This window comes from Flavobacterium limicola (assembly GCF_003634755.1).
Classification (GTDB): Bacteria; Bacteroidota; Bacteroidia; order Flavobacteriales; family Flavobacteriaceae; genus Flavobacterium; species Flavobacterium limicola.
The window spans coordinates 1,535,492-1,552,283 of the sequence record NZ_RBXA01000001.1 but is presented as its reverse complement, the minus strand read 5'-3'; the positions used below and the strand labels follow the sequence as shown (position 1 = coordinate 1,552,283).

Sequence of the window (16,792 nt, the reverse complement as noted above, 5' to 3'; positions counted from 1 at the left end):
TAAAACTTGTTTCGATTAATTTGAAGCAAAGTTGCCTTAGAAATTTTCAGAATTCGACCGACAAAAAAAAGTCGAACCAATTTCTATTCAGAAAATCAGTTCGACTTTATCAGGCATGAAGTACGACTTTTTACAAACCACTTATTATAAGGCGTTTCTGTAAGCTGTAGGCGTCAAATTAGTGTGTTTTTTAAAAGAGGTATTAAAAGAAGATTTGGAGTTAAAACCAACTTCGTATAAAATTTCCAGAACGGTAAGCTGACTTCTAGACTGATCTTTCAAAATACCCATCGCTTTTTGAATACGATGTTCATTGACAAAATCAAAAAAGTGCTGATCCATATGATGATTAATTAAAACTGATAACTCTCGAACCGGAATATCAATTTGATTGGCAAGCTCCTGAATGGTAAGGGATGGATCAAGAAAAGGCTCTTTCTCAGCCATATATTGTTTCAATGCCGAAATTTGAATGGAAATCGCATCGTTTTGAACATTTTTAGATGCTGTTTTTTCTTCGACTTCAGGCAGAATATCTTTTGTCAATTGTAATTTAGAATTAATTCCCCTAAAAAGTTCGGGATGATTGAGCGCTTTCATGATAAACCAGCATGTTATAAGTAAAGCAATAGCCCCTACAAGTACATTTGTCCAAAGAAATATCTCTCTGAAACCGCTATAACGCAATACATTTTTTAATGCCACAATAGAATGTGCGATAAGAAAAACACAGGTTATCTGAAAAAGCCATTTATAAGTCGCAGTACTCGAATCAGCGTAATTTTCTAAATAGATTTCTCTATACTTTTTCAAAATCAAAAATACGCTGACGATATAAAATACATATTGAAATTCAATTAAAATCTGAATCAGGTATATCTCTGGCATTTGATTTAGCGTTGCAGCAAAACTATCTTTATCTATGTTCGTGCTAAGATAAATCCTTGGAATAAAAACCAAATTAATCAATAAAAAAGGAAGCAAATGCACTACATGCTTCCACTTTAATCTAAAATCAGAATAACAGACTGCTAGTACAAAAAGATAAAATAAAGGCATTCCAAACAAACAGGCTGTAGATCTAAAAATCTCTAAATTTAACTCATTACGAGTACCCACCTCAATAAAAAATCCGCTAAGATCGATAGCAGAGAAAATAAAAAACCAGGCAAATAGACGGTTGGCCAATTTATTTTCAGTTTTAACTGTCAATAAAAAAAATGCCATCAATAAAGACACAAAAACCGAAATCCGTGCAATCCCTTGCAATAAGATTATTCTATCCATTTATTTTTTAATATTTAACAAATATAATATTTTAGTTCATCTAACAAAGATTCAATACCCTTTCTCCACATGAAAAATTAAAAACTAAAAAAAGGAAATCAACATATATCAAATTTAAAGAAAATAGACAGTGAAAATCCTAAAACTAAAAATAGAAAATTTCGAGATTGTGATAAAAAAGGTTAATTTTGGACTTGTCCAATTATACGAAAAATGACCTTCACAAAAACCACCGAACAATCCTCCAAATACGAACATTTAGAAACAATGTCGGTTGAAGAATTGTTATCTAATATCAATCAAGAAGACAAAACCGTACCGCTCGCCGTAGAAAAAGCTTTGCCGCAAATAGAAACTTTAGTGACTGAAATCGTTGCCAAAATGAAACTGGGCGGACGATTATTCTACATTGGCGCAGGAACATCAGGACGTATTGGAATTCTTGACGCTTCGGAATGTCCGCCAACCTTTGGCGTTCCTTTCGATTTAGTAATTGGCATTATTGCTGGTGGCGATACCGCAATACGCAAAGCCGTAGAAAATGCCGAAGATAACGCTACTCAAGCCTGGATTGACTTGAAAGCTTTCGATATAAATAAAAATGATATCGTGGTTGGTATTGCAGCTTCAGGAACAACACCTTACGTTATTGGAGGATTACAAGCTTGTAACGAAAATAATATTACCACAGGAAGTATTTCTTGCAATGTGGGAAGTCCGCTTTCGCAAACCGCAAAATTTCCTGTAGAAGTAATTGTAGGACCTGAATTTATAACGGGAAGTTCCCGCATGAAAGCCGGAACAGCACAAAAAATGGTACTCAACATGATCTCAACTACCACAATGATTCAACTGGGGAAAGTAAAAGGCAACAAAATGGTCGACATGCAATTAAGTAATAGCAAGCTCGTGGATCGCGGTGTGAAAATGATTATGGGAGAAATTCCTGTTTCCTACGAACAAGCCGCAGACTTACTAAAAAAGCACGGAAGTGTGAGAAAAGCTGTTGATAATTTTACAGCTCAATAAACAGATTTCAGAATACAGGCGAATGTTTTTGAGTACATCGACAAATGCCGAACCTTAAACTTTAAACTAAACAATGGTAACCAACAAAGAACTATTATCTAAAGGAATCAAATATTTATCAGGAGCTTTACCATTGATTTTCATTGGGCCTACTTTAATATATAATGCCTTTATGAACAAACAAAATGTGTGGCATTATTTAGTTTTAGCAATTGGAATTGTTGCTTGTATTGCTGCCATGTATTTGATGTTCTTGGGGTTAAAAACAATTATGAAAAGCTTATTTAACGACTAATGGAAAACCTAATTCATGTACAAAAAACATTTGAAAAAATTGTTTACGTCGATAAAAAAGTAAACAACCGAGAATTTGAGGATTGCATTTTTAAAAACTGTGATTTATCAAATAGTGATTTCTCGTATAGCACATTTATGGATTGCGAGTTCATTGATTGCAATTTGGCTATGACTAAATTATCCGGGACAAGTTTGAAAGGCATTCAATTTAAAAACTGCAAATTACTGGGAATTCAATTTGAGGAATGTGATGATTTCTTGTTTAATGTGAGTTTTCAGGAATGTGTTTTGGATTATTCCTCGTTTGCCAATAAAAAAATGCCAAAGACAAAATTCAATTCCTGTTCATTAAGAGAAGTAAGCTTTGTTGGAACTAATCTTACAAGTGCTGTTTTCGATAATAGTAATTTAGATGGTGGTATTTTCAATAATACGCAATTAGCTGGAGCCGATTTTTCAAAAGCTACTGATTTCAAAATTGATCCTGAATTCAATCCGATGAAAAAAGCAAAATTTTCAACACAAGGAATTATTGGACTTTTGGACAAATATGATATTAAAATTGTGTAATTAGATTTCTAACTACAACCCTTCGATTGAATCAGTAAAATTGATTTACTTTATAAAATTAAAAATAAACCTCTTACTAATGAAAAAAATAATATTCCTCCTCCCACTACTGCTTCTAATGTCGTGTTATGATGCGGATCGTAATTGCAAAGATTTTAAAACTGGAAAATTCAAGTTTGAATATGAAGTTGACGGTGTGAAAAAAACCACTCTTTTTGAACGCAATGACACTATCGAGATTGAAACTTTCGAAGGCAAAACAGATACCGCTGCAATTCGATGGGTAAATGATTGTGAATATGTTTTACAAAAAATTCATCCTAAAAATATGGCAGAGAAAAAAGCTATTGATATGAAAATTTTGACCACCTCAAAAAATTCGTATACCTTTGAATTTGGAATGGTTGGATCAGATGCCAAACAAAAAGGAACCGTTACCAAGATTGCCGATTAAGAATTATAATTTATAACTGAACAAAATGGAAGTATTTTTAAATCCCGACGCCTGGATTGCCCTTTTAACATTGACATTTCTGGAGATTGTATTGGGAATCGATAATATCATATTCATATCGATTGCTACTGGGAAATTGCCCGTAGAACAACGTAAAAGAGCTACTAAAATAGGAATGTTCCTAGCCATGTTCATGAGAATTGCACTTTTGTTTGGTATCAACTTATTGATTCAAATGAAAGAACCTTGGTTTCATATTGATTTTAGTTGGTTTTCAGCTGGAATAACGGGGCAGAGTCTTATATTACTCGGTGGTGGATTATTCTTAATTTATAAAAGTACAAATGAAATCAGGGAGAAAGTTGATGAAAAAGGACATGAAGAAAAAGAAATAGGAAAAGCAGCAACGAAATCATTCCAGAACGTACTGTTACAAATTATCATGATTGATTTAGTTTTCTCTTTTGATAGTATTCTTACCGCGGTGGGTATGACAAACGGAGTGGAAGGTGCTTTGTACATTATGATTACAGCTGTCGTAATCTCAGTTTTAGTAATGATGCAATTTGCTGTTCCTGTTGGGAATTTCGTCAATAAACATCCTTCAATTCAAATACTTGGATTATCCTTTTTGATTCTTATTGGGATGATGTTGCTTACTGAAAGTGCCCATTTATCAAATGCTTTAATCTTCGGAAGTCATGTTTCGCCAGTTCCAAAAGGATATTTATATTTTGCAATTTCATTCTCATTATTAGTTGAAGTGCTGAATATGAAAATGAAGAAAAATAAATAATCAAAACCTTTTTTAAAATACACAAGCTCCTTTTCAGGAGCTTCTTTTATTCTAAGGATAAAGTAATCTGACCATCATCATCTAATTGAATCGAAGCATCATCAGCATCCGTTTCTCCTTTTACTTCTAAATCCTCAGCAATTACCTCAACCGGAACTTCATAAGCCAAAGGCTCTAATAGATTTACTTGTTTTAACTTATCAGCTGTCAATTGATTTCCTAACGCTTTAAATCCTTTCAAAGCAATAAAAGATTCAATGTCCACCGTCATATTTTCTTTCTGTACACCTTTAACTTTTGTAAAAACTAGTTCCGCAACTGGACGATAATCTGTTGAGACAATTTCAAGATGTGAATTAGCGTGTTCCGTTATAAAGCTTTCTTCTTTGTTTTCAGTTTCCACCAAAAAACGTTTGATGTAATACCGCTCTTTTTCTCCATCATAATAAATCGCTGAAATTGGTTTTTTAGGTATCCATTTCTCTAAAACTACCATATCTTCATCAAAATGTGTAGATAATTCCGGCGTAATTACTTTTAGTTTTCCAGCTTGCGATATGACTAGAATCTTATCGCTAGGTCTGAATTCACCCAATAATTCCCCTCTTCCATCCACATTCAATCGTTGAACAGTATCATCAAACCAAACTTTTCTTGGCAATAAAGTTGAAATTCCTTTTTCTTTTAATTCTATTTTTTTGATTGGATATTTAGTCACCAAATTTCCTTTCGAACTTCTTCCTTTTATCGCCAAACTGGCAAAATCAATATCAAATTTCAGTTTTTTGACAGTTCCAATTTGACGTAGTAAAATAGTAATCACTTCTGCTTCGCCATTTGGATTACAAGAAAAATACAATACTTGAGAACCAGCAGTTTCATTGGTTAAATCGTATGCTTTGTCACGGGTAACTCCTGAAACATTGAATCGTTTGATATAAGAAGGCCCAGATTTTCCATCACGGTAAATCATGTTATAAATCGTTCTTTTATCACTTTTGTCAAAAATAGCAATATGAATAATATCCTTACCCACGAAAGTTTTAGCATCTACTTTGGTAATCATCATTTTTCCGTCACGCAGAAAAACAATTACATCATCAATATCAGAACAATCCGTAACATATTCATCTTTTTTCAAACTTGTGCCTACGAAACCTTCTTCCTTATTTACGTATAATTTAGTATTTCTTAAAACTACTTTCGTTGCTTCGATATCATCAAAAATTCGAAGCTCTGTATGGCGTTCCCGCCCTTTTCCATACTTCTCTTTCAGCTTGGTAAAATAGGCAATTGCAAAATCAATCAGATGTTCTAAATTATATTTTACTTGCTCGATATCACCTTCCAATGATTCAATTTTATCCTGTGCTTTATTGCTGTCAAATTTGGAAATACGCATGATTCGGATATCTAACAAACTTAGAATATCTTCTTCGGTAACAGCACGTTTCAAGTGTTTTGTGTGTGGCTTCAAACCATCATCGACGGCTTTAATTACCGTTTCTCTGGTTGTCATTTCTTCAATGTCGCGGTATATTTTATTTTCGATAAAAATACGTTCCAAAGAAAGAAAATGCCATTGTTCCTCCAATTCACTCAATTGAATTTCAAGTTCACTTTTCAGTAATTCAACGGTTCTGTTCGTTGATATTTTCAACATTTCAGAGACACCAATAAAAAGTGGTTTGTTATCCTCAATCACACAACCTAACGGCGCCACCGAAGTTTCACAAGCCGTAAAAGCAAATAATGCATCAATGGTTTTATCAGGGGAAACACCTGGGAAAAGGTGAATTAATATCTCAACCTCCGCCGCGGTATTGTCTTCAATCTTCTTGATTTTGATTTTACCTTTCTCATTCGCTTTCAGAATGCTGTCAATCAAGTTCGTCGTATTGGTCGAAAACGGAATTTGGGTAATCACCAACGTATTTTTGTCCAACTGGCCAATTTTGGCACGAACCCGAACACGTCCGCCACGCAATCCATCATTATAATTAGACACATCAGCAATACCTTGTGTCATGAAATCCGGATACAGTGTAAAAGGTTTCCCTTTTAATATTTTTATCGAAGAATCAATTAGTTCATTAAAATTATGAGGTAACACTTTCGTGGAAAGACCTACTGCAATACCTTCGGCTCCTTGCGCCAATAGTAACGGAAACTTCACTGGAAGATTATTCGGTTCCGCTCGTCTTCCATCATAAGAAACGCCCCAATCAGTGATTTTTGGACTGTAAATAACTTCCAAAGCAAATTTAGACAAACGCGCTTCAATGTAACGGGAAGCAGCAGCACCGTCACCTGTTAGTATATTCCCCCAGTTTCCCTGACAGTCTATCAATAATTCTTTTTGACCAATTTGCACCATCGCATCACCAATACTCTGATCTCCGTGAGGATGATACTGCATGGTGTGTCCAACAACATTAGCCACTTTATTATAACGGCCGTCATCTAATTCTTTTAGAGAGTGCATGATACGACGTTGCACGGGTTTAAACCCGTCTTCAATCGCCGGAACGGCACGCTCCAGAATTACATACGACGCATAATCCAGAAACCAGTCTTTATACATTCCCGTAACTTTGGTAATGGTATCGTTTCCGTCTTCTTGATTATCGTAAAAATGTTGGCTTCCAGAAGAAATTATATCTTCAAAACCTTCAGCACCACTTGTACTTTCGTCTTCTTGACCTTCCGGTAATATGTTTTCGTCTTCTTCGTCTTTCATTAAATATATTCTATTGAATCATAATCAATTCTAATTTTGTTCTAAAAACTCTAAAAAGAATATTTCTCTTTACAAACATGCTCTTCCTTTCTAGTCTCATTTCCATTTGTATCCAACTCTTTCTTTATAACTATATCACATTCTTTATGATCATTACTACTTTTAATAAAAAAAATAGTTGAAAAAGTAATCAAAAATAGTAAAGCGATAAAAATTAGTGTTCTTTTTGTAGGCATCTTAATAACTATTTAAACTTTCTCAATTACATCCAATTCCACTTTCAAATTCTTGATGATAAATTCCTGTCTGTCGGGAGTATTTTTACCCATATAAAAAGAAAGCAATTGTTCTATCGAAGTGTTTTTGTCCATCATAATTGGATCTAAACGAATGGTTTCTCCAATGAAATTCTTGAACTCATCCGGAGAAATCTCTCCTAATCCTTTAAATCGGGTGATTTCTGGTTTTGGCTTTAGTTTTTCAATAGCATCTTTCCGTTCTTCATCAGAGTAGCAGTAAATCGTTTCTTTTTTATTTCGAACCCTGAAAAGTGGCGTTTGCAAAATATACAAATGACCTTCTTTTATCAATTCAGGAAAAAACTGAAGAAAAAACGTAATCAATAGCAATCGAATGTGCATTCCATCGACATCGGCATCAGTTGCAATTACAATGTTGTTATAACGTAGTTTTTCCAATCCATCTTCGATATCCAAAGCCGCTTGCAATAAATTGAATTCTTCATTTTCATAAACAATTTTCTTACTCATTCCATAAGAATTCAAAGGCTTACCACGTAAACTAAAAACGGCTTGCGTATTTACATCACGTGATTTGGTAATCGACCCAGAAGCCGAATCTCCCTCCGTAATAAAAAGCGTGCTTTCTAAATTTTTAGGATTTTTAGTATCCGGAAGATGCGCCCTACAATCTCTTAATTTCTTATTGTGTAAGTTCGCTTTTTTGGCACGATCAGTGGCTAGTTTCCTGATTCCAGATAATTCTTTTCGCTCTCTTTCGGCTTGAAGAATTTTGCGTAATAATGCGTCTGAAGTTGCAGGATTCTTATGTAAATAATTATCCAACTTCGTTTTCACAAAATCATTTACAAAGGTCCGCACCGAAGGTGTTCCCGGTTCAGAACCCATATCAGTTGAACCTAATTTGGTTTTGGTTTGCGATTCAAAAACCGGCTCCATCACCTTTATACTTATCGCCGTAACAATCGATTTTCGAACATCTGAAGCTTCGAAACTTTTATTATAAAACTCCCGAATCGTTTTGACAATTGCTTCTCGATAAGCTGCTAAATGGGTTCCTCCTTGCGTGGTATTTTGTCCATTTACAAACGAATGATACTCCTCGCTGTACTGTGTTTTACTGTGTGTTAAAGCAATCTCGATATCGCCTTCTTTCAAATGTATGATTGGATATTCTAAATCCTCAACATTGATAGTTGCCTCTAATAAATCTTTTAGCCCGTTTTCAGAGTAGTATTTTTCTCCATTAAAAATGATTGTCAAACCATTGTTTAAGTAACAATAATTTTTAACCATTTTGATAATATATTCAAAACGGAATTTGTAATTTTTGAAAATGGTTTCATCGGGCGTAAAAGTAACTTTCGTTCCTTTTCTTTTAGTAGTATCAATTATATCTTCTTCTAAAATCAAATTTCCCGCTGAAAACTCTGCGGCTTTTTGTTTATCGTCACGCACTGATTCAACACGGAAATAATCTGACAAAGCGTTGACAGCTTTAGTTCCGACACCATTTAAACCAACTGATTTTTGAAACGCTTTAGAATCATACTTTCCTCCTGTATTCATTTTCGATACTACATCGACAACTTTCCCAAGGGGAATTCCACGGCCATAATCACGAACCGTAACTGTTCTATCTCTAATGGTTACTTCGATAGTTTTTCCAGCTCCCATAGCAAATTCATCGATACAGTTATCGAGTACTTCTTTGACCAAAATATAAATACCATCATCCGGAGAAGAGCCATCACCCAATTTCCCAATGTACATTCCGGGACGCATTCGAATATGTTCTTTCCAGTCGAGCGACCGAATATTATCTTCGGTATATTGATTTTGTTCGGACATTGTAAAATTTATGGATTTGGCGCTAATGTAGTGTAATTCGATAAATTTTAAAATAGGCAGACGTCAAAGTTATTAAGAATAATATTGACATTAGTAAATTGAAAGATTTAAACATTGAAAATTAAACGATTGAAAAATTCTTAATAACTTCTTTCAACTGATTATCCAATTCCGGATTTGAAATTTTACCGTTTGTTACATCAAAATTAGAATCAAAACTAGGCAGTGAAAAATTTGCTTTTATATTTCCACCGTAAAAAGGAAAAGCGTTTTTTGCGATTCCCAAAACGCTAGCCCCACCTTTGGCTCCTGGTGAAGTTGCCATCAATAACATTGGTTTTTCCTGAAAAACTTTGGCGTTTATTCTAGTACACCAATCAAAAATATTTTTGAAAGCCGCTGAATAATTCCCATTATTTTCCGCCATTGAAACTACCAAAATATCAGCAGTAGCAATTTTAGCTAAAAATGCTTTTGCTAACTCGTGCTGACCGATTTCTTTTTCTATGTCTACCGTAAAAATAGGCATTTGAAAATCATTTAAATCCAACACTTCAACTTCTGCATTTTCAAAAAGAGTTGCGGCGTAAGTTGCTAATTTTTTATTGATGGAGTTTTTACTGGGGCTTGCACCAAAGGCTATAATTTTCATGATGATTAGTTTTTATTAAAAGTAGTAAAAATAAAATAACAACAAAATAATTAACATTGATTCACAGATTACGAAAACAAATAAGAAAAAAACAAAATTTCATTTTCCTCCAAATCGATTTTACCCCAGAGTGAAACGGAAAGCATTTTTCAGAGCAATCTTACTTTTTCTTGATGAAAAAGAACGACCAAAGGAAGCTCCTTTTTGGTCGTAGAAAAAGAGATTGATGGAAAAATATTACTTCACTAAAGTTTTATTTTTATTGGAGTTCAGTGAACTTCGTTTGAAGTAGAAAGCTGGAATTGTGTTCAAAAAAAAGTCGAAAGCTATTACTAACTTTCGACTTTACAAATTTGGACATTCTGACTTTATTAAACGTTAAATCTAAAGTGCATTACATCGCCATCTTTGACTATATATTCTTTTCCCTCTACCTTGAATTTTCCTGCTTCTTTACATTTTGCTTCTGAACCATAATGAACGAAATCTTCATAAGCAATAACTTCGGCACGGATGAATCCTTTTTCGAAATCAGTATGAATCACTCCTGCAGCTTGTGGCGCGGTTGATCCGATATTGATTGTCCAAGCACGAACTTCTTTGACACCTGCGGTAAAATAGGTTTGTTGTTTCAATAATTTGTATGCTGCACGTATAAGAACTGATGCTCCTGGCTCATTCAACCCCATATCTTCAAGAAAAACCTGACGCTCTTCGTAACTTTCTAATTCGGTAATATCAGCTTCAGCACCAACTGAAAGAATTATTACTTCCGCATCTTCGTCTTTTACTAATTCACGAACCTGATCAACATATTTATTTCCGCTAACTGCTGAATTTTCATCCACATTACATACATACAAAACTGGTTTTGCTGTAATTAACTGAAAACTTTCCATCAAAACCTCTTCATCATTACTTTGTGGGGTTACCGTTCTCGCCGATTTTGCTTGAAGTAATGTTTCTCTGATTCGATCTAAAAGTGCTTTTTCAGTTTGCGCTTCTTTATTTCCTGTTTTAGCCGCACGATTTACTTTTTCAAGGCGTTTTTCAACTGTTTCTAAATCTTTCAACTGCAACTCGATATCAATCGTTTCCTTGTCGCGAATTGGATTTACATTTCCGTCAACGTGAACAATATTATCGTTATCAAAACAACGCAAAACATGAATAATCGCATTACATTCTCTTATATTTCCAAGAAATTGATTCCCCAATCCTTCTCCTTTACTGGCGCCTTTTACCAATCCTGCAATATCAACGATATCAACCGTTGCCATTTGTACACGTTCTGGTTTTACTAATTCTTCCAATTTTTCAATTCTTGGATCTGGAACATTTACAACCCCTATATTTGGTTCGATTGTACAAAAAGGAAAGTTAGCACTTTGCGCTTTTGCATTGGATAAACAATTGAATAATGTTGATTTTCCAACATTTGGTAATCCTACAATTCCTGCTTTCATATGTAGATAATATTTTATTTTTAATGGAATATTGTGTTGTATTCTTTCTGTTTTTAAAAGATTTCATACAACTCTTTTTTATAAATAACACGCTAGGTTTGAACATAACGTCTGCTCTAAAAGTTTGCAAATATAAGATTTTAAAAATGTTTTAAATAATTTAAAATCGCACATTAAAAAGGCCTAATATATTTTTTATAAAAAATTGAAAAATATATTAATATTTTGTTAAAAAAATTTATATTGCGAATGATTATAAACCAAACCAAAAATCAAACACAATTTATTATGAAAAAATTTGCATTATTACTATTTCTACTAAACGTGTCGTTTCTTTTCGCGCAAAAAGAAGTCTCGGGTGTTGTTAAAGACAATACCGGAAATGCCCTACCAGGTGTAAACATTATCGAAAAAGGAACTCAAAACGGAGTCTCTACTGACATGGACGGAATGTACAAGATCAAAGTAAAAGAAGGAGCTACATTAGTTTTTAGTTATGTTGGCTTTTCTAAATTAGAAAAAGCAGCTACTGACGCAGTTATAAATGTAGTTTTATCCGAAGAAGGCGGACAAAATCTTGATGAAGTTGTAGTTACAGGAACCAGAACGGCTCCAAGAAGTAATACAACATCAGCGCTGCCAATAGATGTTTTATCCTCAAAAGACTTGACATCAACTGGACAAGCTTCATTTGACAAAGCATTACAGTACAAAATTCCATCATTCAATACGGTTCAAACACCTGTGAATGATGCAACTTCATTACTAGATCCTTATGAAATCAGAAATATGGGACCAAGTAGAACCCTAATCTTAATCAATGGAAAGAGAAAAAACATGAGTTCACTTGTTTACACACAGACTTCTCCAGGACGTGGAGAAACAGGTTCAGACATCTCAGCAATTCCAACAGATGCAATTGAAAGAGTTGAAATTCTTCGTGATGGAGCGTCTGCTCAATATGGATCTGATGCTATCGCTGGTGTAATGAACATCATCTTAAAAAAGAACTCTTCTATAGGTTCCGTTACATTAAGAACAGGAATAACAAGTGAAGGAGATGGAGAGATGTATGGAGTAAGCTTAAACAATGGATCAACTGTTGGTGATAGAGGATTTATCAATTATACAGTAGACTTTTCAAAAGTTGCACTAGCGAACAGACCAGGAAAAGTAAATGCAGATGGCGAAATCGCTGATTTTGGTGCTAGTCCTGCAGATGTGAATGCTTTCTTAGCTTTAAAACCTGATGCTGGAAACGTAAATGGATCTCCAGAAACGGCAGCAGCAAAATTTTTAGTAAATGGTGGGATTGATTACAATGAAAACAATCAAATGTATTACAATGCAGCATACGTTTACAAGAAAGTAAATTCGTTTGCTAATTACAGAACTCCATACTGGAGATCAGTAACTGATATGCCTTATTTAGCAACATTATTTGGCGATGGTACTGATGCATCATACCAAGGTTATGTGCCAACATTCGAAGGTGATTTGAATGACTACAATGCAACAATTGGATATAAATCAACAAAAAACGGATGGAATACAGATGTAAGTTTAACTACAGGAGGAAATACTCAAATATACACCGTTTCAAATTCACAAAACAGATCTTTTATTGACGATAATGGTAATAATACAAAAGACCCTGGAGAAAACTTTTTATATGGAATTAACACTCCAATTACTTTCAAACCGGGAGGAACTTCTTTTAATCATTATGTTGGAAATATAGACATTTCTAAAAATTTAACGGATAATTTAAGTTTAGGTTTCGGATCTGAATTTAGAACTGAAAATTTTGAAATTTTTGCAGGAGATCTAGCTTCATATATTGGAAACAGAAGTGGAGCCGATTCATTTCAAGGTAATACTCCGGAAAATTCTGGCAAATTTAACAGATACAACCTAGGTCTTTATTTAGATGTTGCATTAGATATAACAGAAGATTTCTTAGTTAATGGTACTGTTAGATATGAAGATTACAGTGATTTTGGTAGTGCAACTGTATGGAAAGCAAGTACAAGATATAAATTTTCTGATGATAAAATTACATTAAGAGCTTCTTTATCAACTGGTTTTAGAGCTCCATCTTTACACCAGATTTATACTCAAAAATCACAATCATCATTTGTTCCAGGACAAGGTATTGTTGTTCAAGGTCTTATTAACAACGTATCATCAGCTGCCAGAGCGAGCGGTGTTCCGAAGTTAGACTCCGAAAATTCAACCAATTTTACCGCTGGAATAGGTTTAAAACCAAATAAGAATTTTAATCTTACAATAGATTATTACGATATTAAAGTTGAAGATAGAATTGTTTTAGGAAACCCTATTACATTTTCTCCTACTAACACATCAGCATTTTTCGTGAACGGTATTGATTCTAGAACATCGGGTATTGATCTTGTTGCAGGATACAAAAATCTAATTGTAGGCTCTGGAAAAATGGGCTTTAATATTTCTGGTAACTATACTTTAAAAAATGAAATTGATGGACCTGTAAAAAACCCAGCAAGTGTAGCAGCAGTTAACCAATCAGTAATTGATAAAACACAAGAAGCACTACTATTTACTTCAAGACCACAATTTAAATTGATTGGTGGCGCAGAATATGAACTTGGAAAATTTGGCTTCACCTTGAACAATACTGTATTTGGACCTACAAAATTTAAGAATGCTGGTATGTCAAATGACCTAAAAGTAGAATTTTTAACAAAAATGGTTACTGATCTAGGTATTAACTACGCTGCTAGTGATAAACTAACATTGGCCTTAAATGTAAACAACCTATTAAATGTATTACCTGAATGGAAATTTAAAGCTGAAAATGCTGCTGGTACTGCAATCCTAAATGATCCAGCTCAAACCAGAACTCAATTTAATTTGGTTACTTTTAATGGTCGTTATTCTCAAATGACGTATGATGGATATCACTTTAGTCAATTAGGAACTATGTTTAATTTATCATTGAATTATAAATTCTAATATTATCCTAAAATAATTAAGAAAAGGGCTATCGAAAGACAGCCCTTTTCTTGTTTTAGCAAATGTCGTATGTGAATTTTACAATAATTTAAAAAAATAGTATAAATTATAATCTGTAAATTTGTTTTGTAAAACATTAAAAAATAAAACGTTATGAAAACTATAACTCTTGGAATGATTGCTTTTTTATTTACATTAAATATTCAAGCGCAAAATAAAAATGTTAAATCAGAAGTAAAAACAACTGTTACTACCATTAAAGATTCAAAAGGCGAAAAAAAATTAATTAAAACGCAGGAAGTAAAAGAAATTCAAAATATTGAACTAAAAGATGCTGACTCAAATGCATTGAATAAAGAAGTGGAAAATACGCCAGTTCAAGTAACTGCAATTACTGCAGTGACGGCAAATGGAGTTACAAATATTGTGGATGTCGACAGATCTGCTTATTATAATTTAAATGGACAGAAATATCAAGTTTCATTGGCTGAGACTGGATACAATATGTATTTACCAAACAAAGAAAAGGCTGCAGTTTTAAGAAAAACGTCAAATAACAATTACATCTATAAAGCAAAAAATAAAACTTCTTTTGGTTATTTTGATGCTAACGGAAATCTGGTTTTAGAATCTTATGATGATAAAACAGATAAAGTAATAGTAGAGACTTTCATTATGGTTAAAGAATAATAAAGTTGTAAAACAAAAAAAATCCCGAGCTAGCTCGGGATTTTTTTTGCATAAAATTAAGATCTTCTGCCTATTCGTTATGTAAGAACGCCTGTCTGTTCAATAACGTTTCTTCACTTTCCACGTGATTGTCATCCGGAATACAACAGTCTACAGGACACACTGCCGCACATTGTGGCTCATCATGAAAACCTTTACATTCGGTACATTTTCCTGGTACAATGTAATACACTTCGTCAGAAATTGGAGTTTGAGCTTCATCAGAATCAATTTCGGTACCATCAGGCAAAATCACTTTCCCTTTTAGTTTTGTTCCGTCTTTGTATCTCCAATCGTCTGCCCCTTCATATATTGCTGTATTTGGGCACTCGGGTTCACAAGCACCACAATTGATACATTCGTCTGTTATTATAATTGCCATCTTTTTAATTTAGGATATTAAGGAAATAAGATTTTGGATTTAAGATTCTCATATCTTTCCTCTTTAATCTTTTAACTATACGTTTTATAGCTTATTTTTGTGCAAAATTACAATCAAAACTATTCATAAGCAAACATTATGACATTAGAAACAAAAAAAAGTGTTTTTGTTGAATTAGGAAAATTTTTAAGTCAGTTTTCCGAAAATAACACTTTAAAAAATCCGGCTGTTTTGCACAACGAAACTTTTTTTGATGCTTTTGTTGACTTGATACAATTATCACAATCGCATAACGGTTGGTATACTCCTGAAAACGTTTATTTCTCCATACAATCATGGGCAGAAGCATTAACAGAAGAAAACCTGAATCAATGGATTTCAAGTTATACAATTCCAAATCAAGAGCCTAAAAAAGTCGCTTTAATTCTTGCTGGTAATATTCCGTTGGTGGGCTTTCACGATTTCCTTTCGGTTTTGATTACAGGAAATAATGTACTGGTAAAAACATCTTCAAATGATCAGCATTTGTTGCCTTTTTTAGCGAAATACATCATTGTTGTTCAACCAGAATTAGCTGGGAATATTACTTTTGTAGAGGGAAAATTAGAAAATTTTGATGCCGTTATAGCCACGGGAAGTAACAACACAGCCCGTTATTTTGAATATTATTTTAAAGATAAACCATCGATTATTCGAAAAAGCAGAAATTCAGTAGCGGTTTTAACCGGAAATGAAACCAAAGAACAACTTACTGCTTTAGGCGAAGACATTTTTCGCTATTTTGGATTGGGTTGCCGCAATGTTTCTAAACTTTTTGTTCCAAAAGGATATTCGTTTGTTCCGTTTTTTGAAGCGATATTTGCTTACCAAGATGTCATTCATTACGAAAAATACGCCAACAATTACGATTACAATAAAGCCGTTTTCCTGATGAGTAATTTTAAATTATTGGACAATGGATTTTTGACTTTAAAAGAAGATCAAAGTCATGCCTCACCTATTTCGAGTGTTTTTTATGAGTTTTACGAGGATATTAACGAATTAAAAACAAGATTGGAGTCGGAAAGTGAGCTATTACAATGTATTGTTGCTGATGAGACTATAGAAAACAGCGTGGCATTTGGACAAACTCAAAATCCCCGATTATGGAATTACGCAGATAACATCGATACAATTTCATTTTTATTAACAATATAGCAGAAAAAAGTGCAATTATTTCGAATTAATTAACGCTTTTTAAACTCCTATTGTCGAAATTTGCACTTTAATTTTTTGGACATAAACT

At 33.6% G+C, this 16,792-nt stretch carries 14 protein-coding genes; 8 read left to right on the top strand and 6 right to left on the bottom strand.

Features of this window, described 5'->3' with window-relative positions; all coding sequences use genetic code 11:
* Positions 1 to 144: 144 nt before the first annotated feature.
* Positions 145 to 1,287: a helix-turn-helix domain-containing protein gene (locus BC952_RS06865; protein ID WP_121364804.1), complete on the bottom strand. Its 1,143-nt coding sequence runs from the start codon at positions 1,285 to 1,287 to the stop codon at positions 145 to 147.
* Between the two features lie 213 nt (positions 1,288 to 1,500).
* On the opposite strand from BC952_RS06865, the gene murQ reads away from it, so the two are divergent.
* The 5 genes from murQ to BC952_RS06840 all read left to right on the top strand — a co-directional run bounded on the left by murQ (position 1,501) and on the right by BC952_RS06840 (position 4,433).
* Positions 1,501 to 2,316: an N-acetylmuramic acid 6-phosphate etherase gene (gene murQ, locus BC952_RS06860; protein ID WP_121364803.1), complete on the top strand. Its 816-nt coding sequence runs from the start codon at positions 1,501 to 1,503 to the stop codon at positions 2,314 to 2,316.
* A 73-nt stretch (positions 2,317 to 2,389) separates the two neighbouring features.
* Positions 2,390 to 2,611 (top strand): DUF6095 family protein, encoded by a 222-nt coding sequence (locus BC952_RS06855; RefSeq protein WP_121364802.1) that lies wholly within the window; start codon positions 2,390 to 2,392, stop codon positions 2,609 to 2,611.
* Positions 2,611 to 3,183 carry a pentapeptide repeat-containing protein gene (locus BC952_RS06850; RefSeq protein ID WP_121364801.1) on the top strand — a complete coding sequence of 191 codons (573 nt, stop codon included), beginning with the start codon at positions 2,611 to 2,613 and terminating at the stop codon, positions 3,181 to 3,183. Before BC952_RS06855 ends, BC952_RS06850 begins: the two co-directional genes overlap by 1 nt.
* Positions 3,184 to 3,262: 79 nt before the next feature.
* Entirely contained in the window at positions 3,263 to 3,637 is a 375-nt protein-coding gene (locus tag BC952_RS06845) for a DNA topoisomerase IV (protein ID WP_121364800.1), read from the top strand.
* Positions 3,638 to 3,662: 25 nt separating this feature from the next.
* The gene (locus BC952_RS06840; RefSeq protein ID WP_121364799.1) at positions 3,663 to 4,433 is read left to right on the top strand and encodes a TerC family protein; all 771 of its coding nucleotides are present in this window, start codon (positions 3,663 to 3,665) and stop codon (positions 4,431 to 4,433) included.
* Between the two features lie 46 nt (positions 4,434 to 4,479).
* On the opposite strand, the gene BC952_RS06835 is transcribed toward BC952_RS06840, so the two are convergent.
* The 4 genes from BC952_RS06835 to ychF all read right to left on the bottom strand — a co-directional run bounded on the left by BC952_RS06835 (position 4,480) and on the right by ychF (position 11,402).
* Positions 4,480 to 7,173, bottom strand: coding sequence for a DNA gyrase/topoisomerase IV subunit A (locus BC952_RS06835; protein WP_121364798.1), 2,694 nt, complete (start codon positions 7,171 to 7,173; stop codon positions 4,480 to 4,482).
* 248 nt (positions 7,174 to 7,421) lie between these two features.
* A complete protein-coding gene (locus BC952_RS06825; RefSeq protein WP_121364796.1) occupies positions 7,422 to 9,284 on the bottom strand; it encodes a DNA topoisomerase IV subunit B in 1,863 nt (620 codons plus the stop codon).
* 121 nt (positions 9,285 to 9,405) lie between these two features.
* Positions 9,406 to 9,936, bottom strand: a complete 531-nt coding sequence (locus tag BC952_RS06820) for an NADPH-dependent FMN reductase (RefSeq protein WP_121364795.1) — start codon at positions 9,934 to 9,936, stop codon at positions 9,406 to 9,408.
* Positions 9,937 to 10,307: 371 nt separating this feature from the next.
* Positions 10,308 to 11,402: a redox-regulated ATPase YchF gene (ychF, locus tag BC952_RS06815; protein ID WP_121364794.1), complete on the bottom strand. Its 1,095-nt coding sequence runs from the start codon at positions 11,400 to 11,402 to the stop codon at positions 10,308 to 10,310.
* A 288-nt stretch (positions 11,403 to 11,690) separates the two neighbouring features.
* Between ychF and BC952_RS06810 the strand changes: the two genes are divergently transcribed.
* Positions 11,691 to 14,396: a TonB-dependent receptor gene (locus BC952_RS06810; RefSeq protein WP_121364985.1), complete on the top strand. Its 2,706-nt coding sequence runs from the start codon at positions 11,691 to 11,693 to the stop codon at positions 14,394 to 14,396.
* Positions 14,397 to 14,549: 153 nt separating this feature from the next.
* On the top strand, positions 14,550 to 15,086 hold the full coding sequence (locus tag BC952_RS06805) for a hypothetical protein (RefSeq protein WP_121364793.1): 537 nt from the start codon (positions 14,550 to 14,552) through the stop codon (positions 15,084 to 15,086).
* Positions 15,087 to 15,156: 70 nt separating this feature from the next.
* On the opposite strand, the gene BC952_RS06800 is transcribed toward BC952_RS06805, so the two are convergent.
* Positions 15,157 to 15,507, bottom strand: a complete 351-nt coding sequence (locus BC952_RS06800) for a 4Fe-4S dicluster domain-containing protein (RefSeq protein ID WP_091171992.1) — start codon at positions 15,505 to 15,507, stop codon at positions 15,157 to 15,159.
* Between the two features lie 138 nt (positions 15,508 to 15,645).
* Here BC952_RS06800 and BC952_RS06795 point away from each other — a divergent pair, with 138 nt between their 5' ends.
* A complete protein-coding gene (locus BC952_RS06795) occupies positions 15,646 to 16,704 on the top strand; it encodes an acyl-CoA reductase (protein WP_121364792.1) in 1,059 nt (352 codons plus the stop codon).
* Positions 16,705 to 16,792 lie beyond the last annotated feature (88 nt).

Excerpts from the sequence above, each read along its gene's own strand:
- BC952_RS06865 (WP_121364804.1), bottom strand. The coding sequence starts at position 1,287 with ATGGATAGAATAATCTTATTGCAAGGGATTGCACGGATTTCGGTTTTT.
- murQ (WP_121364803.1), top strand. The coding sequence starts at position 1,501 with ATGACCTTCACAAAAACCACCGAACAATCCTCCAAATACGAACATTTA.
- BC952_RS06855 (WP_121364802.1), top strand. The coding sequence starts at position 2,390 with ATGGTAACCAACAAAGAACTATTATCTAAAGGAATCAAATATTTATCA.
- BC952_RS06850 (WP_121364801.1), top strand. The coding sequence starts at position 2,611 with ATGGAAAACCTAATTCATGTACAAAAAACATTTGAAAAAATTGTTTAC.
- BC952_RS06845 (WP_121364800.1), top strand. The coding sequence starts at position 3,263 with ATGAAAAAAATAATATTCCTCCTCCCACTACTGCTTCTAATGTCGTGT.
- BC952_RS06840 (WP_121364799.1), top strand. The coding sequence starts at position 3,663 with ATGGAAGTATTTTTAAATCCCGACGCCTGGATTGCCCTTTTAACATTG.
- BC952_RS06835 (WP_121364798.1), bottom strand. The coding sequence starts at position 7,173 with ATGAAAGACGAAGAAGACGAAAACATATTACCGGAAGGTCAAGAAGAC.
- BC952_RS06825 (WP_121364796.1), bottom strand. The coding sequence starts at position 9,284 with ATGTCCGAACAAAATCAATATACCGAAGATAATATTCGGTCGCTCGAC.
- BC952_RS06820 (WP_121364795.1), bottom strand. The coding sequence starts at position 9,936 with ATGAAAATTATAGCCTTTGGTGCAAGCCCCAGTAAAAACTCCATCAAT.
- ychF (WP_121364794.1), bottom strand. The coding sequence starts at position 11,402 with ATGAAAGCAGGAATTGTAGGATTACCAAATGTTGGAAAATCAACATTA.
- BC952_RS06810 (WP_121364985.1), top strand. The coding sequence starts at position 11,691 with ATGAAAAAATTTGCATTATTACTATTTCTACTAAACGTGTCGTTTCTT.
- BC952_RS06805 (WP_121364793.1), top strand. The coding sequence starts at position 14,550 with ATGAAAACTATAACTCTTGGAATGATTGCTTTTTTATTTACATTAAAT.
- BC952_RS06800 (WP_091171992.1), bottom strand. The coding sequence starts at position 15,507 with ATGGCAATTATAATAACAGACGAATGTATCAATTGTGGTGCTTGTGAA.
- BC952_RS06795 (WP_121364792.1), top strand. The coding sequence starts at position 15,646 with ATGACATTAGAAACAAAAAAAAGTGTTTTTGTTGAATTAGGAAAATTT.